Annotated in this window: 20 protein-coding genes and 2 pseudogenes; 10 read left to right on the top strand and 12 right to left on the bottom strand. The window is 72.8% G+C overall.

From position 1 onward, the window contains the following. Nucleotides 1–76: 76 nt before the first annotated feature. The 3 genes from KUF83_RS16785 to KUF83_RS16775 form a co-directional block, all read right to left on the bottom strand. Nucleotides 77–928 (bottom strand): AraC family transcriptional regulator, encoded by an 852-nt coding sequence (locus KUF83_RS16785; RefSeq protein WP_217455495.1) that lies wholly within the window; start codon nucleotides 926–928, stop codon nucleotides 77–79. A 14-nt stretch (nucleotides 929–942) separates the two neighbouring features. After that, nucleotides 943–1452, bottom strand: coding sequence for a TetR/AcrR family transcriptional regulator (locus tag KUF83_RS16780; RefSeq protein WP_217455553.1), 510 nt, complete (start codon nucleotides 1450–1452; stop codon nucleotides 943–945). A 109-nt stretch (nucleotides 1453–1561) separates the two neighbouring features. Then, nucleotides 1562–1960, bottom strand: a complete 399-nt coding sequence (locus KUF83_RS16775; protein ID WP_374106078.1) for a DUF4260 family protein — start codon at nucleotides 1958–1960, stop codon at nucleotides 1562–1564. Nucleotides 1961–2338: 378 nt separating this feature from the next. On the opposite strand from KUF83_RS16775, the gene KUF83_RS16770 reads away from it, so the two are divergent. Together KUF83_RS16770 and KUF83_RS16765 are read left to right on the top strand one after the other, a co-directional pair. Then, complete coding sequence (locus KUF83_RS16770) at nucleotides 2339–3118, top strand: MerR family transcriptional regulator (protein WP_217455493.1); 780 nt, start codon at nucleotides 2339–2341, stop codon at nucleotides 3116–3118. Next, a complete protein-coding gene (locus KUF83_RS16765; protein WP_217455492.1) occupies nucleotides 3115–3744 on the top strand; it encodes a hypothetical protein in 630 nt (209 codons plus the stop codon). The genes KUF83_RS16770 and KUF83_RS16765 overlap by 4 nt, the downstream gene beginning before the upstream one ends. On the opposite strand, the gene KUF83_RS16760 is transcribed toward KUF83_RS16765, so the two are convergent. After that, entirely contained in the window at nucleotides 3695–5134 is a 1440-nt protein-coding gene (locus KUF83_RS16760; protein ID WP_217455491.1) for an RNB domain-containing ribonuclease, read from the bottom strand. The genes KUF83_RS16765 and KUF83_RS16760 overlap by 50 nt on opposite strands. 90 nt (nucleotides 5135–5224) lie before the next feature. Between KUF83_RS16760 and yaaA the strand changes: the two genes are divergently transcribed. Continuing rightward, nucleotides 5225–6007: a peroxide stress protein YaaA gene (gene yaaA, locus KUF83_RS16755; RefSeq protein WP_217455490.1), complete on the top strand. Its 783-nt coding sequence runs from the start codon at nucleotides 5225–5227 to the stop codon at nucleotides 6005–6007. A gap of 102 nt (nucleotides 6008–6109) precedes the next feature. Then, nucleotides 6110–6793 carry a bifunctional 4-hydroxy-2-oxoglutarate aldolase/2-dehydro-3-deoxy-phosphogluconate aldolase gene (eda, locus tag KUF83_RS16750; RefSeq protein ID WP_217455489.1) on the top strand — a complete coding sequence of 228 codons (684 nt, stop codon included), beginning with the start codon at nucleotides 6110–6112 and terminating at the stop codon, nucleotides 6791–6793. A 382-nt stretch (nucleotides 6794–7175) separates the two neighbouring features. Here the strand turns inward: eda and KUF83_RS16745 are convergent, their stop codons facing one another. From KUF83_RS16745 to KUF83_RS16725, 5 genes and pseudogenes are all read right to left on the bottom strand, one after another. Continuing rightward, on the bottom strand, nucleotides 7176–10541 hold the full coding sequence (locus KUF83_RS16745) for a S8 family serine peptidase (RefSeq protein WP_217455488.1): 3366 nt from the start codon (nucleotides 10539–10541) through the stop codon (nucleotides 7176–7178). A gap of 206 nt (nucleotides 10542–10747) precedes the next feature. Beyond that, nucleotides 10748–11386 (bottom strand): annotated as a pseudogene (locus KUF83_RS16740) (histidine phosphatase family protein); the annotation flags it as partial. Between the two features lie 356 nt (nucleotides 11387–11742). After that, nucleotides 11743–12486: a zinc ribbon domain-containing protein gene (locus KUF83_RS16735; RefSeq protein WP_217455551.1), complete on the bottom strand. Its 744-nt coding sequence runs from the start codon at nucleotides 12484–12486 to the stop codon at nucleotides 11743–11745. Continuing rightward, nucleotides 12483–13331: a Nif3-like dinuclear metal center hexameric protein gene (locus KUF83_RS16730; protein ID WP_217455487.1), complete on the bottom strand. Its 849-nt coding sequence runs from the start codon at nucleotides 13329–13331 to the stop codon at nucleotides 12483–12485. Before KUF83_RS16730 ends, KUF83_RS16735 begins: the two co-directional genes overlap by 4 nt. Nucleotides 13332–13452: 121 nt before the next feature. Then, on the bottom strand, nucleotides 13453–14490 hold the full coding sequence (locus KUF83_RS16725) for an ABC transporter substrate-binding protein (RefSeq protein WP_217455486.1): 1038 nt from the start codon (nucleotides 14488–14490) through the stop codon (nucleotides 13453–13455). 208 nt (nucleotides 14491–14698) lie between these two features. Here KUF83_RS16725 and KUF83_RS16720 point away from each other — a divergent pair. After that, nucleotides 14699–15877, top strand: a pseudogene (locus tag KUF83_RS16720) (hypothetical protein); the annotation flags it as partial. Between the two features lie 870 nt (nucleotides 15878–16747). Next, entirely contained in the window at nucleotides 16748–16924 is a 177-nt protein-coding gene (locus KUF83_RS16715) for a hypothetical protein (RefSeq protein WP_217455558.1), read from the top strand. Between the two features lie 192 nt (nucleotides 16925–17116). Here KUF83_RS16715 and KUF83_RS16710 read toward each other — a convergent pair whose 3' ends face one another. From KUF83_RS16710 to KUF83_RS16700, 3 genes are all read right to left on the bottom strand, one after another. Then, on the bottom strand, nucleotides 17117–18070 hold the full coding sequence (locus tag KUF83_RS16710; protein ID WP_217455485.1) for a 3-oxoacyl-ACP reductase: 954 nt from the start codon (nucleotides 18068–18070) through the stop codon (nucleotides 17117–17119). Nucleotides 18071–18108: 38 nt separating this feature from the next. Further along, a complete protein-coding gene (locus tag KUF83_RS16705) occupies nucleotides 18109–19185 on the bottom strand; it encodes a Zn-dependent alcohol dehydrogenase (protein WP_217455484.1) in 1077 nt (358 codons plus the stop codon). A 146-nt stretch (nucleotides 19186–19331) separates the two neighbouring features. Next, complete coding sequence (locus KUF83_RS16700; RefSeq protein ID WP_217455483.1) at nucleotides 19332–20207, bottom strand: MaoC/PaaZ C-terminal domain-containing protein; 876 nt, start codon at nucleotides 20205–20207, stop codon at nucleotides 19332–19334. Between the two features lie 446 nt (nucleotides 20208–20653). Between KUF83_RS16700 and KUF83_RS16695 the strand changes: the two genes are divergently transcribed. From KUF83_RS16695 to KUF83_RS16680, 4 genes are all read left to right on the top strand, one after another. Beyond that, nucleotides 20654–21553: an ABC transporter ATP-binding protein gene (locus tag KUF83_RS16695; RefSeq protein WP_308403029.1), complete on the top strand. Its 900-nt coding sequence runs from the start codon at nucleotides 20654–20656 to the stop codon at nucleotides 21551–21553. Next, nucleotides 21553–22272, top strand: a complete 720-nt coding sequence (locus tag KUF83_RS16690) for an ABC transporter permease (protein WP_217455481.1) — start codon at nucleotides 21553–21555, stop codon at nucleotides 22270–22272. Before KUF83_RS16695 ends, KUF83_RS16690 begins: the two co-directional genes overlap by 1 nt. A gap of 98 nt (nucleotides 22273–22370) precedes the next feature. Beyond that, a complete protein-coding gene (locus KUF83_RS16685; protein ID WP_217455480.1) occupies nucleotides 22371–23750 on the top strand; it encodes a sensor histidine kinase in 1380 nt (459 codons plus the stop codon). Nucleotides 23751–24187: 437 nt separating this feature from the next. Continuing rightward, entirely contained in the window at nucleotides 24188–24820 is a 633-nt protein-coding gene (locus KUF83_RS16680) for a response regulator transcription factor (protein WP_217455550.1), read from the top strand. Nucleotides 24821–24867: the final 47 nt, after the last annotated feature.

Raw genomic sequence — 24867 nt, 5'->3', positions numbered from 1 at the left:
GGGGATACCCCAGAGCACTCCCATGAGGGAGAAGAGAAGCCAGCCGCGTGCAGTCATGCGGGCAGTCTCGGCGGGGTCAGCGGCGGGCGTCTTGAACGCTGTTGCGGTACGCCGCCGGGGTGACCCCCAGGACCCGCCGGAACCAGCGTGTCAGGTGCGCCTGGTCCGCGAAGCCCACGAGTGCGGCCGCCTCGGCGGGGCGGTGGCCCGCCTCCAGCAGGCACCGGGCACGGTTCACCCGGTACTGGGCGAGCCAGGCGTACGGCGGCATCCCCATGCTCGTACGGAAGGCGCGCAGCAGTTGGTAGCGGGACAGGCCCAGGTCGGCGGCCAGTGCGGCGAGTGAGGGCGGGGCGAGGAGTTCGTCGGCGAGGCGGTCCCGTACCGCCTCGGCCACGCGGCCGGCGCCCGGGATGGTGTCGCACACGGGGCGGGCCGTGGAGTGGCGGCGGGCGAGGGCGGTCAGCAGCCACGGTATGCGGGACTCGGTCTCCAACGGGTCGGGGCAGGCGCTGAGTTCGGTGTGCGTGAGGCGCAGGGCGGTGGCCAGTTCGGGGTCGTCGAGGAGGGGTTCGCGGAAGTCCGGGACGCCCAGGGTGCCCTCGGTGAGCAGGGGCACCTCGGCGTACAAAGCGCGGTAGGCGTAGCCGTCGTCCGCCGCCGGGGCGCCGGTGTGCACCTCGCCCGGACCCAGGACGACGATCGAGCCGGGGCCGGGGCGGATGCGGCCGCCGCGGTAGTCGATGACCTCGGCGCCGCCGACGCAGACGCCGATGGTGAACTCGTCGTGCGCGTGGGGCGCGTACCGGTGGCGGTCGAAGCGGGCCGTCAGGAGGTCGAGCGGCCGGCCGGATCTGCCGAGGGTCGCCCTGGTCCAGACGGCCTGTTCACGCCCGGCCGTGCGTTCGTGCTCACCCGCTGCCCCCATGGCGGCGCACCCCCTCAGGAGTGCAACGCGCGCGTGCCCCGTTTCCATGCCCCGGCCAGGTCGGCGTCCTGCGGAAACCTGCCGTGGATCTCCAGGATCACCATCCCGTGGGCGAAGGCCCAGGTCGCGCGGGCCAGGTCCGCGTCGCCGTCGCAGGCCCGGACGAGCGGCGCCGCGGCGCGGGCCTCCAGGCCGGGCGGGAGGGCGGCGCGGGGCAGCGGGCGTTCGGTGGCGAGGCAGTAGAGGTGGGGGTGTTCGAGGGCGTACGCGCGGTACGCCTCCGCGAGGGCCGGGATCGAGCCGGGGGTCTCGGCCTCGGCCGCCTCCAGGGCGTCGGCGGACTCGGCGAGCATCTGCGCGATCAGTTCGACCTCGACGGCCGACTTGTCGGGGAAGTGCTTGTAGAGGGACGGGGCCTTGATGCCCAGGTGGTCGGCGAGGGCCCGCATGGTCAGCGCCGCGGGGCCGGACTCCTCCAGGAGTGCGCGGGCCGCCGCGACGATCGCGCGGGCCCGGGGCGACAGCCCACCACCCCCGGCCCCGCCCCCGGCCCCGGCGCCTCGCCGGTCGGCCTTGGCACCTTGCCGGTCGGCCGCCTTGGCGCCTTGCTCGCCGGCCTTGGCCTCTTGCCGGTCAGTCACGCTGGAAGCCCTCCTTGGTCCGCAGTCCGTAGCCGAAGGCGCGATCGTACGAGATGTGGGCGAGCCAGCCGCACAGGGCCGCGAACGCCGGGGGCCAGGCCACGGGGCCGAAGGCGTAGAGCGTCATCAGGGCGAGGGGGAGGGCCGCCCGGTGCGCGGCGTTGTAGTACGGCACCGCGCGGGGCGGGAGCTGACCCTTCGCCATGCGGGGAGCGTCGCCGAGGCCGACCAGGAAGGTGAGGTCGGGGGCGACGAAGAACGCCGCGGCGAGGAGTCCGGCGAGCCAGCCGTGGTTCGCGCCTTCGAGCACGGCGAAGGCCGACCAGAAGAGGGCGTTCAGCAGCCAGGCCGTGCGGCGGGTGACGGCGAGGGCTCCTCGGCGTCGCAACACCGTGGCCGTATCCGTCGTACTCGCTGTACCGGTCGCACTCGCCGTACCAGTCGCACTCGCTGTACCGGTCGCACCAGTCGTGCCAGTCGTAACGGTCGAGCCGACCGTGCCGGTTGCGGTGCTCGTGCCGGTTGCGGTGGTCGTGCTCATCGGTGCCTCCTGAGAGTGGACGGGCGGACAGACGGACGGCGCGGCAGTCGGCCGACGACCACCGGCTAACACTGTTAGCCACAACCGTAAGGCTAACAGCGTTAGCCGTCAAGAGGTGGGCCGGAGTGCGTCAGACACCCGCCCGGCGGGTGGGCCGGAGCGCACCGGACACCCGCCCGGCGCACCGCCGCTTGACCCCGACGCAACGTCAACGTTTCTACTGAGGGCATGCGGATCGGAGAGCTCGCCTCGACTGTCGGAGTCACCACGCGGACCGTGCGGCACTACCACCACCTCGGGCTGCTGCCCGAACCCGAGCGGCGGTCCAACGGCTACCGCGACTACGGACTGCGGCACCTCGTCGCGCTCGCCCGGATCAGGCGGCTGACCGAACTGGGGCTCGGCCTCGCCGAGGTCCGGGACGTCCTCGCGGACGACGCGGGACGCGACCTCACCGAGGTGCTCGCGGAACTCGACGACGACCTGGCACGCCAGGAGGCGGCGATCCGGGCCCGGCGGCTGCGGCTGCGCGCCCTGCTCGACGGGGGCGACATGCCCGCCGAAGGGCCCGTGTCCCCCGAACTCGCCGCCATCTTCAGCGAGTTGACCCGGTACCCGGAACCGGCGATGGCCGCGAAGGACCGCGAGATGATCGCCCTGCTCGAAACGGTCGCCACCCCGAAGGACCGGGAGCGTCTGCTGTCCGCCCTGCGCACAGCCGCCGACGTGCCGGGCGCTGCCGAGCGTACGCACAGGGCGTACGGGCTGCTCGACGACCTCGCCGACGCCGACGCGGCCGACCCGCGCGTCGAGGAGGCCGCCCGCGCCCTCGCCGAGTGTCTTCCGGACGAGGCCCTGGCGGACATGGGACTCGCCCAACTCGACCTGGACGGAGTCGGCATGAACGACAACGGCGGCTTTCTGGGCACCTTCCTCGACGACTTCCCGCCCGCGCAGGCCGCGGCGGTCCGGCGGACGATGCAGCTCCTCGTGGAGCGTGCGCGATGAAGGCCCTGAGGGTCCTGCGGCGGCTCTTCGCCCATGAGGTGCGGCTGCTGGCGAGCATCGCCCGGTGGGCCGCCCGGCGCCCGCACGGCATGGAGGGGGGCCGTGCCTTCGGGTACGCCCGGGGGCAGGGCGCGATGATGTTCGGCATCGCCTTCGTGTGCGTGCTCGAAAGCGTGTGCATGGCGGTGCTCCTGCGCAACCATCCCGCCGTACACCGGGTGGTGCTGGTCCTCGACGTCTACACACTGCTGCTCGTCGTCGGCATGCACGCGGCCGCCGTGACCCGTCCGCACGTCCTCGACGGCACGGTCCTGCGCATCCGCCGGGCCGCCCATGTCGACCTGCGCGTCCCGCTGTCCGCCATCGCGTCCGTACGCCGCGAGCTGGTCACCACGCACGAGCGGAGCGAGGGACGGCTCGACCTGGCCATGGCCGCCCAGACCACAATCACGCTCGAACTGGCCACCCCTGTACGGCACTTCACGTTCCTAGGGCGCCCGCAGGACGTACGGCTGATCCGCTTCCACGCCGACGAACCCGACGCGCTGGTACGCGACCTACGGGCCGTGCGTGAGCTCACGCGGGAGCGAACAGCACCTTCGCCGACCCCGGGTCGGCCTGCGTGAGCCGCACCCGCAGCCGCTCCCCCAGCGGCAGCGGCCCGCTCCCGCCCTCGACGCGGGCGACGATGGCCGGGTCCGCCAACTGGACGGTCCCGACGGAGGGTTCACCTTCCCGTACGTCCACGACCGTGCCGTCGAAGAGTTCGCCGACGCGGTCCTTGAGCAGGGCCGCCTCGACGAGGTCGACGCACCCCCGCTCGACCGCGCCCGCGCGGCGCGTGCCCTCGGCCATCCGCTTCGGCAGGTCGTCCAGGGCGGCGAGCACCCATTCCGGCGGCTCCTCCCCCGCCACCGCTGCCAGGGACAGCTCGGAGGCGTACCGGTCGACCAGGCGGCGCAGGGGAGCCGTGCAGTGGGCGTAGGGGGCGGCGACGGCGGCATGCGTGGTGAGGTCCGGGACGACGCCGTCCCGGAAGACGGTGTAGCCCGCGCCGCGCAGCAGCGTCGTGCACTCCTGGAGGAACGCCGCGTGGTGCGGCGAGCGCGGATCGAGCGAACGGACGAGCTGCGCGTACGAGACGTGGTGCGGCCAGTCGATGCGCAGCGCCGTCGCGGTGCGCCGCAGCCGGCCGACCGCGCCGTCCGGGGCGGCCGGGAGCGTGCGCAGGATGCCGGTGCCGTGCGTGAGCATCAGTTCGGCCGCGGCCAGGCCCGTGAGGAGGGAGATCTGCGCGTTCCAGCCCTCGGCCGACAGCGGGGCGCGGTAGGCGAGTTCGTACGTGCCGTCGCGCTCGACGATCTCCTGCTCGGGGACGCTCAGCGAGATGCCGCCGCGCGCCACCTCCCGCTGTTCGCGCAGGAGGCCGATGTCCTTGAGGAGGGCGAGCGGTTCCTCGGCAGTGCCCGCGTCGATCCGCTGCTGCACGGATGCGTAGTCGAGTTTGGCGCGGCTGCGGACGAGGGCCCGGCGGACGTCCGTGGCGGTGGGACTGCCATCCGCGTCGAGGTCGATGGTCCACAGGACGGCCGGACACGTCTGTTCCGGGAGGAGGCTCGCGGCGCCCTCGCTCAGCGCCGCCGGGTGGAGGGGGATCCTGCCGTCCGGGAAGTAGAGGGTGGTCACCCTGCGGTGTGCCTCCGCGTCCAGCGGTCCCCCGGGTGCGACGTACGCGGCGACGTCGGCGATGGCGTACCGGACGCGGTAGCCGCCCGGGCGGCGGGACAGGTGCATCGCCTGGTCGAGGTCGGTCGACGTGGGCGGGTCGATGGTGAAGAGGGGGATGTCCGTCGCGTCGTACGTCGGCAGTGTCGGTTCCCTCGCGGCCCGCTCCGCCTCGGCGAGCACGTCCGGCGGGAAGGCCTCGGGCACGCCGAGTCCGGTTCGCAGCGCGCGCAGCTCGGCCCGCAGAGGAGCCTCGGCTGCACCGGTCACACGTATCTGGCGGCGTGGCATACGGCGAGCGTAGGACGGGGTGCGGCGGGCGGCACCCCGTAGGCTGGCGCCTGCTTCTCGTACGTACCGAAAGTCCCAAGGAGAACCGCCGTGCTCGTGTTGCTGCCGCCTTCCGAAGGAAAGGCTCCCTCCGGGCGGGGCGCGCCGCTGAAGCCGGAGTCCTTGTCGCTGCCGGGGCTCACCGAGGCGCGGCAGGCGGTGCTCGACGAGCTGGTCGAGCTGTGCGTCGGCGACGAGGAGAAGGCGCGTGAGGTGCTTGGCCTGAGCGAGGGCCTGCGCGGCGAGATCGCCAAGAACACGGAGCTGCGGACCGCGGGCGCTCGCCCCGCCGGGGAGATCTACACGGGTGTCCTGTACGACGCCCTCGGCCTGGCCTCGCTCGACACGGCGGCCAAGCGGCGGGCCTCGCGGTCGCTGCTCGTGTTCTCGGGGCTCTGGGGCGCGGTCCGGGTGACGGACCGGATTCCCTCGTACCGCTGCTCGATGGGTGTGAAGCTGCCGGGTCTCGGGGCGCTGGGTGCGCACTGGCGGGCGCCGATGGCCACCGTGCTGCCCGAGGCCGCCGGGAGCGGGCTCGTGCTGGACCTGCGGTCCTCCGGATACGTGGCCGCGTGGCGGCCGAAGGGTGAGGTCGCGGGGCGTACGGCGAGCGTGCGGGTGCTGCACGCGCCGACCCGGAAGGTGGTCAGCCACTTCAACAAGGCGACCAAGGGGCGGATCGTGCGGAGCCTCATGGAGTCCGGGTCCGTGCCGTCGGGGCCCGCGGAGCTGGTGGAGGCGCTGCGGGACCTGGGGCATGTCGTGGAGGCGGCGCCCCCGGGCGGTACGGGCAAGGCGTGGATGCTGGACGTGCTGGTGGACGAGATTCACTGAGCGCAGTCAGCCAGCCAGCAGCCAGCAGCCAGCAGCCAGCCGCGCATTGCATCCTGCGCAACGGCCTTTGCGGAGAGTGTTCGTCGCGGGCAGGATGAGGGCATGGCCCTGCCCTCGCCCGCATCCCCGTCACACTCGACTCCCCTGTCGTTCCCGTCGCCCTCGTCCCTGCTGGAACTCGCGCCCGTCGTGCCCGTGGTCGTCGTCGAGAACGTCTCGGACGCCGTGCCGCTGGCGCGGGCGCTCGTCGCGGGCGGGCTGCCCGCGATCGAGGTGACCCTGCGGACCCCGGTGGCGCTCGACGCGATCCGGGCCATCGCGGACGGAGTCCCGGACGCGGTGGTCGGGGCGGGCACGGTCATCTCGCCTGAGCAGGCCGCGCTGTCGGTGGCCGCCGGGGCGCGCTTCCTCGTCAGCCCCGGCTGGACGGACGCGCTGCTCGACGCCATGAAGGCGTCCGGAGTGCCGTTCCTGCCGGGGGTGTCCACGACGTCCGAGGTCGTGGCGCTGCTGGAGCGGGGCGTGCGCGAGATGAAGTTCTTCCCGGCACAGGCGGCGGGCGGCACGGCGTATCTGAAGTCGCTGGCCGGACCGCTGCCGCAGGCCCGCTTCTGCCCCACCGGGGGCATCGGCCCCTCCGTGGCCCCGGAGTACCTGGCGCTGCCCAACGTCCTGTGCGTGGGCGGCAGTTGGATGCTTCCGCCGGACGCGATCGCGTCCCGGGACTGGCCGCGCGTGGAGGAACTTGCGCGGGAGGCGGCGAGTTTGGGCCACGCCTCACGCTGAGGCGCTCGCAACCCGCACCCCGTGACCCGCACCCCGCACCCCGTGACCCGTGACCGGGAAACCCGAACGCCCCGAACGCCCCGAGCGGTGTCGGACCCGCGCGCCGATGTACGCGCCGTCGGACCACGCGGCGTCGGACCACGCGCCATCGAATCCGCGTGCCGATCCGCATGCTGTCGGACCCGCGCGTCGGTCCACCCGCCGTCGAGCCCGCGCGTTCGGCCGGTTCGCCCGGTGCCGATTCCCTGCCAGTCAGTACTGATTGCACTGCTTGCCGGTCGAGCGGACGTGAGTCCGGCCCGGTCCCCGCGGGTGCGGGGCCGGGCCGGAGGGTTCACCGGTGCCGGGCACCGATCATCGCCGTGCGGTCATCTCACGCATCTCACGGAGCGAGCCGGTAGGCGTTCGTGATCGTCTCGCGCACGGTGTTGCCGCCCTTGTCCTTCAGGTCCACCCGGAAGGTCACTGCCTTGGCGGTCGCCGGGTGCTTGACGCTCACCGAGCGCGCCCCCTTCGCGTCGGTCGTCACGGTGAGCGGCTTCCACGTCCGGCCGCCGTCGAAGGAGACCTTGACGGTCAGCGTGGCGACCTGCCCGGCCGCGGCGGCCGCGCCGCCCAGCTTCAGCGGCACCTTGAGCGTGCCGCCCGCCGGAGCCGTGCCGCGCAGGGTCAGCTTCGGCGCGAACCGCACCGTCGACAGCGGCAACCTGACCACGTCGTCCGACGTCGGCCGGGCCGAGGTGAACGTCCACACCCCTGTCACCTTCGTACTGGTGGAGGTGTCCGCGGCGGCGCGGCTCGCCTCGACCGTCAGACGGTACCCGGCGGAGGCGGCGGGGACCTCGGTGCTCAGCCAGTCCGTGGCCGGGCCCTCGGCGAGGACGCGCCCACCGGACTCCAGCCGGGCGAAGCCCTTGGTAACCGTCGAGGAGCCCAGGTTGCCGCCGCCGTCGTTGAACAGCGGGACCATGGCGAGGACGGAGTCGCCGATCCGCTCGGCACCCTGCTGGTGCGGGCTGCCCGCCGCGAGGTCGGGACCGACCACACCGGTGTTGAACTTCAACGTGTGGCTGGAGCCCGGCCGGTAGGTCACCTCCTCCTTCGTGTAGGTCATGCGCGCCTCACTGCGGGCGTCTAGCTGCAAGGCCCTCCAGGACCAGCGCACGCCGGCCGTGCTGAGGTAGTGCGTGGTGCTCCGCGGCAGGGTCTGCTCCGGCGGTTCGCCGATACCGATGCTCCTCCCGTCCGCGTCCAGCGGCGTGATGTGGACCTGGCCCTTGACCCCGGTGACGGAGGCGCCGAAGCCGAGCTTCACCTCGGCCACGTCGGCCCGGGTGACGGTGCGGTTCAGGCCGGTGAAGAAGCTTCCCTTGCGGTTGAAGGCGAGCCGGTAGTCGACGTTCTTGCCGGCCGCGCCGGGTGTCTTCCACACGCCGTTGAACTGGGCCCGCATCGTGTCGGAGGCCGCGCCGACGGCGGCGGTGCGGATCGGCGGTATCCCGTTGGTGGACCAGGTGTTGGACCCCGCGGCATCGTCGTAGTAGCCGACGATCGAGGTGACGAGCTTCGCGGCCGGATCCGGGGCCTTCACGACCATCGGCTTCGCCTTGCGCGAGTCGAGAGTGACCGAGACGTCCTTGTCCACCTTCAGAACCGGCTGGACGAAGAAGCCCACCTCGTTGTCCTCGGCGAAGACCAGGCTCTCCAACTGGTAGGAGCCCTTGGGCAGTCGCTGGACCACCGTGCCGTTCTCGCTGGACGGGAGCTCCGTGCGGGCGCCGTTCCCGTCGACGGGGTTGATCGTCGTCGCGTAGTTGGACGCGTTCACCCCGTCGGCGTCGATGTGCCGCACCGTGACGTCGTACGACTCCACCTCCCGTTCGACCACGAGTCCGGTGCGCACCTGCTGGCCGCCTCCCGACGCCAGTACGGTGCCGCCGAAGACGCCGTCGACGGCGCCCTTGCGTGTGTCGGCGGTGACGGTGGTCTTCGCGGTGCCGCCGGCCGGGACGGTGAGCTGCGCGTCCTTGACGGTGAACATGCCGGCCGGCACGGGGTCGCCCGACGAGTCGGCGCCGGAGGCACTCAGCTGCAGGGTGAGGGCCTCGGTGCCGTGGTTGCGGTAGGTGAGGGTCTTGGCGACGGGCTTGTCGTCGGCGTGCGGCCAGGCGTGCGTGCCGAAGCTCAGGGAGCCGGGCTCGGCGGCGACCTGGGCCGTGGCGGCGCGTGTCAGGTCCACCCGGCCCGCGCCCTGCTGGTTGGCGTTCAGCAGCGGGTGGGGCTTGGCCGAGCCGGTCAGGAGGGACTTCAGCCGGGCCCCGTCCCAGTCCGGGTGCTGCTGGAGCACCAGGGCGGCGGCGCCCGCGACGTGCGGAGCGGCCATCGACGTGCCGGACTGGGACACGTAGCCCTCGTCCGAGGGGGTCTCGCTCTGCGTGGTCAGGGCGGCGGTGATGTCCTCACCGGGGCCTGTGATGTCCGGCTTGGGCACTCCGTCGAGAGTCGGGCCGCGGCTGGAGAACACGGCGAGCTCGTCCTGCTTGTCCACGGCGCCGACGGTGAGCGCCTCGGGGGCGCTGGCCGGCGACCTGACCGTGCGGGGCCCGTCGCCCTCGTTGCCCGCGGACACCACGAACAGGGCCTTGTCGGAGAGCCGGGCGACGGCCGTCTCCACCGGGTCGTCCCCCGGGGAGTCGGTGAAGCCCAGACTCACGTTGACGACCTTCGCGCCCTGGCCGACGGCCCACTCCATGCCGGAGACGATGTCCGACATGCTTCCGTCGCCGTAGTCGTCCAGGACCTTGCCGTCGAGCAGCTGCACGTCGGGCGCCACACCCTTGTAGCGGCCGCCGGACTTCGCCCCGCTCCCGGCGAGGATGGAGGCCACGTGCGTGCCGTGCCCGTAGCGGTCCTTGGTGTCGGGGGACGTGCTGAAGTTCTTCTGCGTCGTCTCGACTCCCTGGAGGTCCGGGTGGGTCTCGTCCACACCCGTGTCCAGGACCGCCACCTTGATGCCCTTGCCGGTGTAGCCCGACTTCCACATGTCGGGCGCGCCGATCTGCGGCACGCTCTCCGCCAGGGTGGGCCGGACCTTCGCGTCCAGCCAGACATGGGCGACGGGCCGCGCGGAAGCGCCCGTACCGCCTGCCGTACGGGCCGACGAGCGGCCGGTGACAGCCGCCCACACCGCCTGGGCACCGGACTTGGGCACCTCGAAGGCCTCACCGTCGACCACGGGCAGCGCACGGCGCTCCCGGACGGCCACGCCCGCGAGCGGGTCGCGGGCTTCGCCGCGGGCCCCCGCTCCGGCGCTGTCCTTCCCGTAGCCGACGATCAGCGGCAGCGTGGTGCGGCGCGCGTCGCCGTACCCGTCCTTGACGAGCTGCGCGACGTCGAAGAGCTGCCGGTCGAGCACCCCGTCGGCGACCAGGCGCAGGGCGTCCTGCGGGACGACGTACGTGTGGCCGGTTTCGCGCCGTATCGAGAAGCCGAGCTTCTCGCGGCCCTTGCCGCGTACGAGTCGGACCACCTTGCCGTCGGAGTCGACGGTCACACGGTCACCCGTGATCAGCGTGACGGTCGCCGGTGGCTTCGCCTTCGCCGAGGCGTTCTTCGCCTTCTTCCCGTCGTGCGTGGCTGAGCCGGCCGCCTGCGCCGGCTGGCCGCCGGCCGACACCACCCCCGTGACCAGCGCCCCGGCCATCGCGGCGGCCAGTGCCGCCGTTCTCGCGCGTGCTGTGAACCCCATTCGCGTTCCCCCGCTTCGTGTGCATGCCAACGCGTTCTCCGGTACTACGCACGGGGGACGCGTTCGGTTGCCTGCGGTGTTCGTGAATCGCGCCGGGTCCTGACGGCACGCCGGGAACTGCGCGTGGGAACTGCGCGTCCGGGCCTCACCGGCCCGCGGCCGTCCACAGCCGTCCACAGCCGGGGGCGGCCCTCCCCACAGCTCGACTAACGCAGCGCGGACGTGTCGTTGAGGAACCGCACGCTCGCGTTCCCGTCCGCGTAGTACGCCACCGCCGACAGCGAGGCCGCGGACAGTTCCATGCGGAACAGGGCTTCCGGCGGGGCGCCCAGAGCCAGCCGTACGAGGGTCTTGACGGGCGTGACGTGGGAGACGAGGAGCACGGTACGGGTGGCGTACGACGCGAGCAGTCTGTCGCGGGCCTCGGCCACGCGCCCGGCCACCGCCTCGAAACTCTCGCCGCCGCCGGTCGGTTCGGCGTCCGGTGAACCCAGCCACGCGGTCATGTCGTCGGGGTATCGCTCCCGTACCTCGGCGAAGGTCAGGCCCTCCCACGCCCCGAAGTCCGTCTCACGCAGCCCTTCTTCGACGCGTACGCCGAGTCCGAGCGCGGCGGCGACGATCTCCGCGGTCTCGCGGCAGCGGGCGAGGGGGGAGGACACGATGTCCTGCACGGTGCCCTGGGCGGCGAGCGCGCTCGCGACGCGTGCGGCCTGGTGGCGGCCCACGTCCGACAGTGCGGGGTCGCTGCCGCCGCTGCCGGAGAACCGCTTCTGGGGGGTCAGGGCGGTCTCGCCGTGGCGCAGCAGTACGAAGGTGGTGGGGGCGCCGAGGTCGGGTGGCGGGGCCCCTCCGGCGGCCGGCGCCCGCGAGGCCACGTTCCGTGCGGCACCGCTGTCCCTGGCGTCGGAGGGGGCGGTGGTTGTCGCCTGACCGCGGGCAGGCTGCGGCTGGGCGCGCCGTTCCCCGCGCCCTTCGCGGGGCGCCTCCGACACCGGCGTCGCCAACGCGGCACCGTCGGCACCGTCGTCACCGGCCACAGGAGTACCGCCGGGAGTTGCAGTCGCCCGGCCGCCGGTCGGCCGTGGCTGGCCGCGCCGTTCCCCGCGCCCCTCGCGGGGCGCTCCCGTGCCGGGGCCCGCGGGGCCCGGGACGGGAGCGCCCCGGGAACCCCCGTCTGCCTCGGCGGTCAACTCGCTTCCTACAGGCCGGACTCGGACGTACGGATCAGGATCCGGCGGCAGTTCTCGCAGCGCAGCACCGTGTCCGGCGAGGCCGCCTTCACCTCGTTGACCTCGGTGATGTTCAGCTCCAGGCGGCAGCCCTCGCAGCGGCGCTGGTAGAGGCGGGCCGCACCGACGCCGCCCTGCTGCTCACGGAGCTTCTCGTACAGCTTCAGCAGGTCGGCGGGCAGGGAACCCGCGATGACCTCACGCTCCTTGGTGACCGTCGCGGCCTCGCCGTCGAAGGCCTCGACCGCGCTGTCCCGCCGGGCCGTCGCGTCGTCGATCTTCGACTGGACGGAGGAGACCCGCCCGGTCAGCTCGGCGACCCGCTCCTGCGCGGACTCGCGGCGCTCCATGATCTCCAGGACGACGTCCTCCAGATCACCCTGCCGCTTGGCGAGCGAGACGATCTCGCGCTGGAGGTTCTCCAGGTCCTTGGGGGACGTGACGGCGCCCGAGTCGAGGCGCTGCTGGTCGCGGGAGGCACGCTGGCGCACCTGGTCGACGTCCTGCTCCGCCTTGGTCTGCTCGCGGGAGCAGTCGCTCTCCTCCGTCTGCGAGGCGACCAGCAGGTCACGCAGCTGGGTGAGGTCCTTGGTCAGCGACTCGATCTCGGCGTGCTCGGGCAGCGACCTCCGCAGGTGCGTGAGCTGCTGCAGGCGGGCGTCGAGGGACTGGACGTCGAGAAGTCGGATCTGGTCGGCGGGCGCGGCGTTCAGTTGGGGGCTCCAGGTGAAGGGGAGTGGGAGTTCCACGGGTCGGTGACCGTCTTCGAGACATGGACCCGCAGGTCCCAGCCGTGACGGTCGGAGATCTCGTCGAGCTGGGCTGCGGCCAGCTCGCACCAGGGCCACTCGGTGGCCCAGTGCGCCGCGTCGAGCAGCGCGAGAGGACTGTGCGTGCCGTCCGCCATGAACTCCGACGCCGGATGGTGGCGCAGGTCGGCGGTGAGGAAGGCGTCCACGCCCGCGGCACGTACGTCGGCGAAGAGGCTGTCGCCGGAGCCGCCGCTGACCGCGACGGTCCGCACCAGTGCCTCGGGGTCGCCCGCGACGCGGATGCCCTGCGCGGTGGCGGGCAGCCGCTCGGCGGCGCGGGCGGCGAACTCGCGGACGGTGACCGGATGGTCCAGCTCGCAGACGCGCCCCAGGCCGCGGCGGCCCCCGGGGTCGGCGGGGTCCGGCACCAGCGGGCGTACGACCCTCAGGTCCAGCGCGCCGGCGAGGGCGTCGCTCACTCCCGGGTCGGCGCGGTCGGCGTTCGTGTGGGCGACGTGCAGCGCGATGTCGTTCTTGATGAGGGTGTGCACGACGCGGCCCTTGAAGGTCGAGGCCGCGACCGTCGTCGTACCGCGCAGATAGAGCGGGTGGTGGGTGACCAGCAGGTCCGCGCCCAGCTTCACCGCCTCGTCCACGACCTCCTGGACCGGGTCGACGGCGAACAGGACACGGGAGACCTGCTGGTCGGGGTCTCCGCAGACCGTCCCGACCGCATCCCATGCCTCCGCGCTCCCGGGGGGCCAGAGGGCGTCGAGCGCGGCGATTGCTTCAGACAGACGGGGCACGAACGAAAGGCTACCTGCCCTGGGTCCGTGCCCCGCCGGTCGCGGGCCACGTGACCAGCTGTGACCGGGCGACCCCGCTCCGGGCGCCCGGTCGTGCGGCCCCGCCCCGCCGCTTCGGCGGCTACTTGGCGAGGTAGCCCTCGAGATCGTCGAGGACCTCGTCGGCGGCGGTCACACCGAGGCCGAGGTACCAGGTCTCGTCGGGTACGTCCTTGGCCTGCCCGTTCTTCACGGCGCCGAGCTTCTTCCAGAGCGGGTTGTCCTCGGCGCTCGCGCGGTCGGTCTTCTTCGCGTCGCCGTAGACGCCGGTGAAGATCCAGTCGGCGTCGGCCTCGTCGATCCTCTCCGGGCTGATCTCCGCCGCGAGGTCGTTGATCTGCTGGTTCTTCGGGCGCGGGATGCCGACGTCGTCGAGGATCGTGCCGATGAAGGACGCCTTGGCGTAGAGGCGGATCATGCCCGGCAGGTAGCGGAGCATGGTGACGGTCGGCTTGTCGGCGCCGAGTTCACCGCCGAGGGCCTCGGCCTTCTTCTCGTACGCGGCGAGCTGGGTCTTCGCCTCGGCGGTCTTGTCGAGGGCGGCGGCGTTGAGGAGGTAGTTCTCCTTCCAGGTGAAGCCCGGGCGGATGGAGAAAACGGTCGGCGCGATTTTGGAGAGCTGCGGGTAGAGCTTGGCGGCGCGCAGTTCGCTGCCGAGGATGAGGTCGGGCTTGAGGCCGGCGATGGCCTCCAGGTTGAGGGCGTTGATCGTGCCGACGTCCTTGGGGCTGCCCGCGTCCTTCTTCAGGTACGAGGGGATGCCGGCCGACCCCTCGGTGGGTGCCCAGCCGACGGGCTTCACGCCGAGCGAGACGACGTTGTCGAGTTCGCCCACGTCGAGGACGACGACCCGCTTGGGCTCGGCCTTCAGTTCGGTCTCGCCCATGGCGTGCTCGATGGTGCGCGGGAACTCCCCGGCCTTGGCCGTGGTGCCCATCTTCGCCGTCTCCTCGGCCGCCTTGGAGAAGTCCTCGCCGCCCACGGCGACGGACTTGCTGCCGCTGCCGTTGTCGGACTTCTTCGAGTCGGAGCCCGCGTCGCCCGACGAGCAGGCGGCCAGGGACAGCGCCGCGGCCACGGCGAGGGCGACAGCGGCGGAGCCGCGGCGGCGTGGGGACATCAGGGAACACACTCCAGAGGTTGCTCAGCCGACGCACAGGCTGTACTTAGGCCGCCCTAACCATAAGCGCCCTCATCTCGTCCAGCACACCCGCCCCTGTTCCCTCAGGCGAATCGAAAGTCGGCCACTCTTATGTGTGAAGGGGCTGCTTGCCGGTCCCACGTCTGTGCGTGCGAAAACTAGTTTCGTCGCCGGAGGTGACCGAACGATGGCGGCCTGTGCGATCGAGTCCGCGGCGGTGCCCGGGAACGAGTGGGCCACGCGGGCAGGGTGCGTGATCACCGTCGACGGGTCCTACGCGGCCCGGCTGGCCCGCAGCGGCGATTCCTGGTTCCCGGAGCGCTGGACGCTGGACGGCCCCGAGCCGTACGCGGTGCCGCTGCCCGGCAACCAACCGGAGGAGCCCGGCACGGAGGTGTTGCCGCTGGCGGACGGGCGGGTGCTCATCCACCGGCTCGTCGACGGTCGGCACGCGTTCTCGCTGCTGTACCCGACCGGCCCCGGGACGGGCGAGGTACCGCTCGGCGCGGTCGAGTGCCCCGAACCGGGGACGGAGATGCGGCTGCTGCCGCCCGCTCCGGGCGGCACACGCGCGTACGCCCTTGCCGTGGGCCGCGGTTCGACCGCCGTGTGGCTCGTGGCGGGCGGCGCCTTCGGTCCCGAGCATCTCGCGGAGGTTCCGGGCCGCTGCTCGGGCGGGGTGTGGCTCGGCGGCGGGGACCGACTGCTCGCGCTGGACCGGGAGTTGGACGGCCGCACCAAGACGGTGGTGGCCGACCTGGAGCGCGGGGGCGAGCTGTCGCCGCTGCTGCAGATCTCCGAGGAGAGCAACGACCGGCTGCTGCTCGCGGACGCCGACAGCGGGCTGCTCCTGATCCGCTCGGACGCGCCCTCGCCCGGGCAGGAGCGGCTCGGCTGGGGCGTGCTGGGGAGCACGCTCCCGGTCCGGTTCCCCGAGTGTCTCCACCTGGCCGGCTGCGCGGTCACGCCGTTCGCGATCCAGCCGGGCCTGGTACTGACGCCGGAGAGCTGCGGGGTCGCTCTGCGGATCGACGGCGCCTCGGGCAGCTGGCTCGGCGTATGGCGTCCGACCGAGCGGTACGTCCAGCAACTCGCCGCGCCCGAGGGCTGGTTGACGGGGTCGGGTCGGTGGACCAAGGACGGGGTGCTTCAACTGCCGTACGCGACGGGGACGGTGCCGTGCGGCGTGTCACGGATGGAAGCACCCACGGGGGCGGGGGACGCGGGCCCGGGGGATCCGGACCGCACGGCCGAGGCGCCGGGGGAAGCGCCGCGGGGGCCGTCGGTCACGGGTCCCCCGGAGCCTGTCGTGGCCCGTCCGGTACCGCTTCAGCAGGCCCCGCTGACGGGCCGGACGGTCGCGAACGCCTTCGCGGGACGGCGGTTGGCGCAAGCGGCCACGAAGGGCCGGGCACCCGACGAGGCGACGGGGGCGGTTGCCGGAGAGGGGCCCGGCGGAGGGCATGGCGGGGTGCCCGGCGGAGGGTATGGCGGGGTGCCCAACCAAGGGGCGGCCCCGGTGGGCATGCAGAGGGCGGACCAGGCGGGCACGCAAGACGCGGACCAGGCGGGTACGCAAGGCGCGGACCGGGCGGGTACGCAAGGCGCGGGCCACACGAGCACGCAAGACGCGCGCCGCACGAGCACGCAAGACGCGCGCCGGGTGGGCACGCAGGTGGCAGGCGCTGGGGCTGCGGCAGACGCAGAGGCTGCGGGACGCTTTGGGGCAGCGGGAGGCGCCGGGGCAGTGGGAGGCACAGCGGCTGCGGCAGGCGCCGGGGCTGCGGGAAGCACCGCCCCCGCGGCGGAACCTCCCATCCCGGTGGCGGCAAACCGTTCCGTCGCGTCGGAGGACCGTTCCGTCGCGGCGCCGGACCGTTCCGCCCCGGCGGCCGGCGAAAGCATGCGCCGGACGTTTCCGGCGGTCGCCGGAATCAGCCTGCCTGCAGCGCCCCTGAGCATGCCTCCGGCGGCACCCGCGGGCGTTCGCCCGGCCGTCCCCGGAGGGCTTCGTCCCGAGGGCTCCGAGCCGGTGAAACCCCTGTGTGTCGAGCAGGTCAGTACCGAGGCGCCGCCGGCCTTCCGCACGCTCCGGACGACCGCCGGGACCACCCCGTCTCTCACCCCTCCCAAAGTGACCACCGAGTAGCCCCAACCACCCCTCAGGCCGGTCACATCCGCCCGTTAGACTCGCCCGCGCTGTAAAGAAGGATCTTGTTGACGGGGTGAATCACACATGAGCGACACGAGCACCATGGAGACGACGGACACCGACCCGCGGGGGGCGTTGGCGCAGGCCACCGCCGACGGTGGCCAAGGTCGGCACCGGGGACCGGTTTCCGCCCAGGAGGACGGGGCGACCCCCCGCGGGCGGCACCGCAGGCCGGCCGAGCAGAGCGACACGGCGGCCTGACCACACCGCAGGTCCGTACCGTGAAGCGGCCCCGCCCGACATCTCGTCGGGCGGGGCCGTTCCGCGTGGGTCGCGGCCTTCACGGTCGTACCCGGATCCGCTCCCCGTCCGGGACCTGCTCGGGGAGCGTCTCAGGGACCGACCTGGGTACGTCGGGGGTACGTCAGGGATACGTCACGGTGACGCCATGGGTCACTCGTGCCGCAGACCCAGTACTTCCGCGGCCGCGAACGTCTCCCCCGCCGGCCGGTCCGCGAAGTGGGGCGTGAGCAGCGCGTCCAGTTCGTCGTAGGTGAAGGCGTCCTGCTTGGTGTCGAACTTCGCTGCCACACGCGGCCGTTCGACGGCGGCGACCATTCCGCCGTGCACCACGAGGAGCTGGCCGTTGACGTGGGCCGCCGCCGGCGAGGCCAAGTAGCCGACGAGTGGGGCGACATGCTCGGGAGCGAGCGGGTCGAGCCGCCCCTCGGCTTCCTCGCCGCCCGGTTCCTGGAAGCCCGCGAAGACGTCCGCCGTCATCCGGGTCCGGGCCCGAGGGCAGATCACGTTCGCCGTGACGCCGTACTTGGCGAGCGCGAGCGCCGACGAGGTCGTCAGGCCCACGATCCCCCCTTTGGCGGCCGCGTAGTTGGGCTGCCCCGCGGAGCCCGCGAGGAACGCCTCCGAGGAGGTGTTCACGATCCGCCCGTACACCGGCGCGTCCGCCGCCTTGGACCGTGCCCGCCAGTGCGCCGACGCGAAGTGGGTGGTGTTGAAGTGGCCCTTCAGGTGGACCCGGATCACGGAGTCCCACTCGTCCTCGGACATCGAGAAGACCATCCGGTCGCGCAGGATGCCCGCGTTGTTGACGAGAACGTCCAGCCGCCCGTACTCCGAGATCGCCAACTCGACGAGCTCCCGCGCCTGTTGGTGGTCGGCCACGTCACCGGTGTGCGCGAGTGCCCGGCCGCCCGTCGCACGGATCTCGGCGGCGACCTCCTCGGCGGGCGCGGCCGAGGCGTCGCCGGACCCGTCCCGGCCGGGCTGTCCGAAGTCGTTGACGACGACGGCGGCACCGAGCCGGGCGAGTTCCAGCGCCTCCGCCCGGCCGAGGCCGCGGCCCGCACCCGTGACGACCGCGGACCGGCCCTCAAGTGGCAGTGACATCAAGGTCCTTCCGGTCGACGGCAGTGGGGTTCAAAGCGTCAGATCTCGATGCACGTACGCAGCGCCACGCCCGTACGCATCTGGTCCAGCGCCTCGTTGATGTCGCTCAGCGGCACCCGGTGCGTGATGAGGCCCTCCAGGTCGATGCGTCCTGCGCGCCACAGCGCGATCGTCCGCTCGTAGGACCGCAGGACGTCCCCGCCGCCGTACATCGACGGCAGGATCCGCTTCTCGTCGAAGAACAGCTCGAACATGTTGAGCTGGAGGTAGTCGTCCATGGCGCCCGCGCCGACGACGACCAGGGTGCCGCCGCGGCGCGTGTTGTCGTACGCGGTGCGGGCGGTGGCGGACCGGCCCACGACCTCGAAGACGTAGTCGAAGCCCTCGCCCGCGGTCACCGACTGCTTGGCGTCGGGGAGTTCTTCGGGCGAGACGGCCCTGGTGGCACCGAACTTCAGCGCGGCCTCGCGGCGCGAACCCACCGGGTCGACGGCGACGATCTCGGCGGCGCCCTTGAGCCGGGCACCCTGGATCGCGGAGATGCCGACGCCGCCGCAACCGATGACGGCGACCGACGAACCGGCCTCCACGTCAGCGGTGTTGAGGGCCGCGCCGAGTCCGGTGGTGACTCCGCAGCCGATGAGGGCGGCGATGTCGAAGGGCACGTCGTCGGGGATCGGCACGGCACAGCCGGCGTCGACGACGACCTCCTCGGTGAAGGTCCCGGTGCCCGCGAAGCCGAAGACATCGCCGCCGGGCCGCTTGAAGTTGGGCGTGCCCGCGTTCATGAAGCCCGCCAGGCACAGCTCGGTCTGGCCGCGCTTGCAGGCGGGACACACGCCGCACGCGGGCAGCCAGCAGACGACGACCCGATCGCCGGGCTTGACGCTCGTGACGCCCTCGCCGACCTCCAGGATCTCGCCGGCCCCCTCGTGTCCGGGGATGAACGGGGCGGGCTGCGGCAGGACCCCGGCCATCGCCGAGAGGTCCGAGTGGCACAGGCCGGTGGCCCGCACCCGGATCCTCACCCGGCCCGGCCCGAAGCCCGTCGCCTCGACGTCGTCGAATATCTCCAGCTTGTCCTGGCCGATCTCGTGCAGTACGGCTGCGCGCATGGTGCGGCTCCCCTCGGAAACGTACGTACGACACTCAGGTGTGCCGACACCCGGGTGCGGGACTCACGGCGGGATGCGTGGGCGGGACGCATGGGCTGGGGCGGGCGGGGCTCAGGTGTGCTCCGCGACTCGGGGGTGTCCACGACTCAGGTGTGCTCCACGACGGTGTCGGCGAGGACCGGCGCGTCGTCCCGGTCGGCCGCCCCGACCGTCACCCGGACCGTGCCGTCCCCCTGCCACATGCGGATACGCAGGGTCTCGCCCGGGTACACGACGCCGGCGAAGCGCGTGGCGTAGGAGCGGACCCGGCCGACGTCGCCGCCGAGCACCGTGTCCACGACCGCCTTCAGCGTCATGCCGTACGTGCACAGCCCGTGCAGGATCGGGCGGTCGAAACCGGCGAGCTTGGCGAACTCCGGGTCGGCGTGCAGGGGGTTCCAGTCGCCGGAGAGCCGGTACAGGAGCGCCTGGTCCTCGCGGATCGCGCGCTCGACCTGCCGGTCCGGTGCGCCCGTCGGTGGTTCGGGACGGACGGAGGGGCCGCGGTCGCCGCCGAAGCCGCCTTCGCCGCGTACGAAGATCTGGGCGTCGTTGGTCCACAACGGGCCCTGTTCGTCGCGCACTTCGGTGCGTACCACGAGGATGGCGGCCTTGCCCTTGTCGTACACGTCCGCGATCCGGGTGGTGGCGACCGCCTCCCCCTCGACCGGAATCGTCCGGTGCAGCACGATCGTCTGGCCGCCGTGCAGGACATGGGCGAGGTTGACGTCGACGCCCGGCATGGAGAGGCCGTTGATCACGCCCGGGGAGCCCGCGCCCGCGACGGTCGCGAAGCTCGGCAGGACGTGCAGCCGGGACTCCAGGGTGTAGCGCAGTTCGTCGGGGTCGGTCGCCGGGTTGTGCCTGTCCGGGTTCGCGGCCGCGCCGACGCCGAGGTGGTAGAGCTGGACGTCCTTGTGGCCCCAGGTGATCCCGGCGGACCGGGGCTCGGCCGCGAGGGCCCTGGCAACGTCGATGGGCATGGGGCTCCTGACTGCTGGGCGTGAAGACCCCGGTGCGGCCGTCCGCACCGTCGGCCGCACCGAGGTCGACCTTGAACCGGGGAACCCGCCTGTTCTAGAACGCGTTCCAGTCCGGCGAACCCCTGTATAGCCGAGCCCCCGGCACATGTGAAGACTCCTGACGCCATGTCAGATGTGGTGTCGGGCGTTGGGAGCCGGGGGTCGGGTGTTGGGCGTCGGGAGTCAGGTGTCCGGCCCGGATGTCACGGGCGGGGTCGGCTCCTGGGGTGCCGGGGCTCGGCCGTGACATTTGTCCTGCCCGAGTCCGTACATGCGCATCTGCCGTGCACCACCGGCCGGTTCGTAGCGTCGTACGCATGACGAAGACGGGGACGAAGACAGGCACGACAGGCAGGACGGGTCCGAGGGCGGCCGGGACGGCGACGGTCTCCGGCACGGACCGGGCCGTGTCCTTCACCGGAGCGGTCAAGACCTTCGGTGCGGTACGGGCCGTGGACGGTGTCGACCTGGAGATCTCCCGCGGCGAGACGGTCGCGCTGCTCGGCCGCAACGGCGCCGGCAAGTCCACCGCGATCTCTCTCCTGCTGGGCCTGAACGAGCCCGACGAGGGCGTCGTCCGCCTCTTCGGCGACGCCCCGGAACACGCCGTGCGGGCAGGCCGGGTGGGCGCCATGCTGCAGGACGGCCGACCGGTGCCGCGCGTGACGGTGGGCGAGCTCGTCGGGTTCGTGGCCGGGACCTACCCCGCGCCGATGCCCGTCACCGAGGCACTGGAACTCGCGGGGATCACCGAGCTTGCCGGGCGGCGCGTCGACCGGCTCTCCGGAGGCCAGACGCAGCGGGTGCGGTTCGCCGTGGCCCTCGTCGGGAACCCTTCACTGATCGTGCTCGACGAGCCGACCGCAGCCCTGGACGTCGAGGCCCGGTACGCCTTCTGGGACGCGATGCGCGTCTACGCCCGCCACGGCCACACCGTCCTCTTCTCCACGCACTACCTGGAGGAGGCGGACGTCAACGCCGACCGGATCGTCGTCGTCGACCACGGGCGCGTCGTCGCCGACGGCACCGGCGAGCAGCTCAGGCGGGCCGCGGGCGGCAGCCTCGTCGCCTTCGACCTCGCCGGGACCGGCGCGGACGGGCTGTCCCTGCTGCCCGGAGTGGTCTCCGTGGAGGTACGCGGCGACCGGGCCCGGCTGCGGACCGACGACCCGGACGCCACGGTGATCGCCCTCGCGGAGCGCGGCGCGATACGCGGCCTGGAGGTCGCGCCCGCCTCGCTCGACGACGCGTTCCTCGCTCTGACCTCCCCCTCCGCCACGCGGCCCGCTTCCCTGGAGACAGTGTGATGCTCGACTACCTGCGGCTCGAAGTGCGCCGGACACTGCGCGACACCGGCTTCGTGATCGGCGGTGTCGTCATGCCGGTGGTGATGTACCTGCTGTTCACGAACCTCGGCGACGGCAGCGACGGCGGCTGGAAGACGGCCTCCATGATCGGCATGGCCGCGTACGGCGCGATGGGCTCGGCCCTGAACACCGGCGGCGGGGTGGCCGAGGACCGGTCGATCGGCTGGCTGCGACAGCTGCGGATCACCCCGATGAGCCCACGCCAGGTCGTGACCGCACGGGCGCTGACCGGCGCGGTCACGGTCCTGCCGGCGATCCTCGCCGTCCTCGCCGCGGGCGGCCTGGTCAACGGTGTCCGTCTCGACGCCTGGAAGTGGGCGGTGATCGCGCTGCTGCTGTGGCTCGGGTCGATTCCCTTCACCCTGCTCGGTCTCGGCAACGGCTACCGCCTGACCGCGCAGGCCACGGGCGTGGTGAACATGGTGTGCAACCTGACGCTCGCGGTGGTCGGCGGGCTGTGGTTCCCGCTGAGCCTCTTCCCCGGCTGGCTGCGGTCCCTGTCCTCCTACACGCCCACGAACCGCTTCGCTCAGCTCGGCACGGCCGTCGCCGACGGACGGGCACCCGCCCTCGGAGCCGTGCTGGTGCTGACCGGCTGGCTGCTGGCCTTCGGCTCGTACGCTGTGGTCTCGTACCGCAGGACCGCACGGACCGTGTGAACCGCTCCGTGAACCGTATGAGCCGATCCGTGCACCGCGTGAGCCGATCCGTGAACCGTGTGAACCGATCCGTGGACCGTCCGAACGGAGGTGGGGACATGCCCTGGTCGCAGAGGGTCAGCTGCCGGATGGCCGAGTGGCAGGAGTCGCGGACGCACCGGAAGGCCGACCGGGACGCGTTCGTGGCCGACCAGAAGGCCGGGCGGCGTACCGGGAAACTGCCGGAGCACCTGGGCCCGCCGCCCAGCGGTTTCGCGCTCCTCCCCTGGCTCCTGATGGGCATGGGCGCCTTCTCCAACCTCTTCCAGGGCCGGACCCCGAACCCGTGGGTCGGCGGCATCGGCCTCTTCGTCTTCAACTCCCTCTACATCCACGTGGTGTTCCGCGCCTTCACGAAGGAGGCCCGCGAGGCTCTCTCCACCCGGGCCGCGCTGATCGCGCTGGGCGTGGTGACGTGCCTCCTCGGCGGTCTGTACGGCGGCAGCTGGCTCCTCTTCTTCCCGCTGCTCGGCCTGGCCGCGGGCGCCATCGTGCGGGGGCGGTGGCTCGGCAGGACCGGCATCGGGCTGAGCGCGCTCGCGGGCGTCGTGGCCGGGCTGCGGGACGGCTGGGGCGCGGTGAACGTCGCGTACGGCACGTTCCTGTCCACCATGGTGACCGCCGCGATCCTGTCCCTGTCCGAGGCCGTACGTGAACTGCGCGCCGCCCGCGAGGAACTGGCCCGCCGCGCCGTCGAGAAGGAACGCCTGCGCTTCTCCCGCGACCTGCACGACCTGCTCGGGCACACGCTCTCCGTCATCGTCGTGAAGTCGGAGGCCGCCCGGCGCCTCGCCCACCGGGACCTGGACGCGGCACTCGTCCAGGTCTCCGACATCGAGTCGGTCGGCCGGCAGGCCCTCACGGAGATACGCGAGGCGGTCACCGGTTACCGGGAGGGCAGCCTGGCCACGGACCTCGACCGGGCATGCTCGGCGCTCCTGGCGGCCGGCATCGAGCCCGTCGTCCGGCAGTCGGGGCCGCCGCTGTCCGCGCAGACCGAGGTCCTGCTCGGCTGGGTCGTCCGCGAGGCCGTCACCAACGCCGTCCGCCACAGTGGCGCTACTCGCTGCGAGATCACGGTGGAGGGGGCGCCGGAGCGGGTCCGGGCGTGCATCTCGGACAACGGGGGTGGTGCCGGTGTTCGTACCGGATCCGGGTCCGGCTCCGGCTCGGGCTCCGGCTCCGGCTCCGGCTCCGGCTCCGGGATCGGCGGTACCGGCCTTAAGGGGCTTACGGAACGGCTTGCGGCCGCGGGCGGGTCCCTCGAGGCGGGGGTGGGACCGCGGGGCGGGTTCGTGGTGACGGCGGAGCTTCCCGTTGAGGCGGCGGAGAGGGCTGAGGCGGGTGGCGTGACGCCTGCGGCGGCGACCACGTCCGCGTCCGCGCCTGCGGCTGTGGCTGCGGCCGGCGAGGTCGGCACCCCGGGGACGGTGGGCTGAGCCTGCCGGCCGTGGTGTGTCGGGTGCGGGTTCGCTGTGGCTGGTCGCGCAGTTCCCCGCGCCCCTGAAGGGCCGAGGCCAATTGTCCGGTGCGGGTCTGTTGCGGCTGAGCGCGCCGTTCCCCGCGCCCCTGAGGGGCCGAGGCCAACTGTCCAGTGCGGGTCCGTTGGGGCTGAGCGCGCCGTTCCCCGCGCCCCTGAAGGGCCGAGGCCGACTGCCCGGTGCCGGTCCGTTGGGGCTGAGCGCGCCGTTCCCCGCGCCCCTGAAGGGCCGAGGCCGACTGTCCAGTGCGGGTCTGATGGGGCTGAGCGCGGCGTTCCCCGTGCCCCTGAAGTGCGGGGGCCGGTCGGCCGGTAACGGGGGGTTGCCGTGGCTGGGCGTGGCCTTGGTCGCGGCTCTTGTGGTGCGGTGGCGCCTACTCTTGGGCCGTGAACGAGATGCCTCGGGACCATCGGCCCGCCAAGTCCATTCGTGTTCTCCTCGCCGAGGACCAGGGGATGATGCGTGGCGCTCTTGCCCTGCTGCTCGGGCTGGAGGCGGACATCGAGGTGGTCGCGCAGGTCGGGACGGGGGACGCGATCGTGGGGGCGGCCCTCCAGTCGCGGCCCGATGTCGCGCTGCTGGACATCGAGCTGCCCGGTATCAGCGGGCTGGACGCCGCCGCGCTGTTGCGGGACGAGACGCCCGACTGCCGGGTGCTGATCCTCACCACCTTCGGCCGACCCGGGTACCTGCGGCGGGCCATGGAGGCCGGGGCCGCGGGGTTCCTGGTCAAGGACGGGCCCGTCGAGGAACTGGCCCAGGCGATCCGCCGGGTGCTGACCGGGGAGACCGTCATCGATCCTGCGCTCGCCGCCGCCGCGCTGAGCGCCGGGCCCAATCCGCTCACCGCCCGCGAGTGCGACGTGCTGAAGGCCTCGGCCGACGGCGCGACCGTCTCCGACATCGCGTCCAAACTGCACCTCTCCGAGTCGACCGTCCGCAACTACCTCTCCTCCGCGATCGGCAAGACGAGCACCCGCAATCGCATGGAGGCCATGCGGGAGGCCCGGCAGCAAGGGTGGCTCTGAGGCCGGGGGCCGAGGGTGAAGGGGCGCGCTCCCCCGGCCCCGCCCCG

It is taken from the genome of Streptomyces sp. BV286, assembly GCF_019090165.1.
GTDB lineage: Bacteria > Actinomycetota > Actinomycetes > Streptomycetales > Streptomycetaceae > Streptomyces.
The sequence above is the reverse complement of the archived record's forward strand: the minus strand, read 5'-3'. Positions and strand labels throughout refer to the sequence as shown.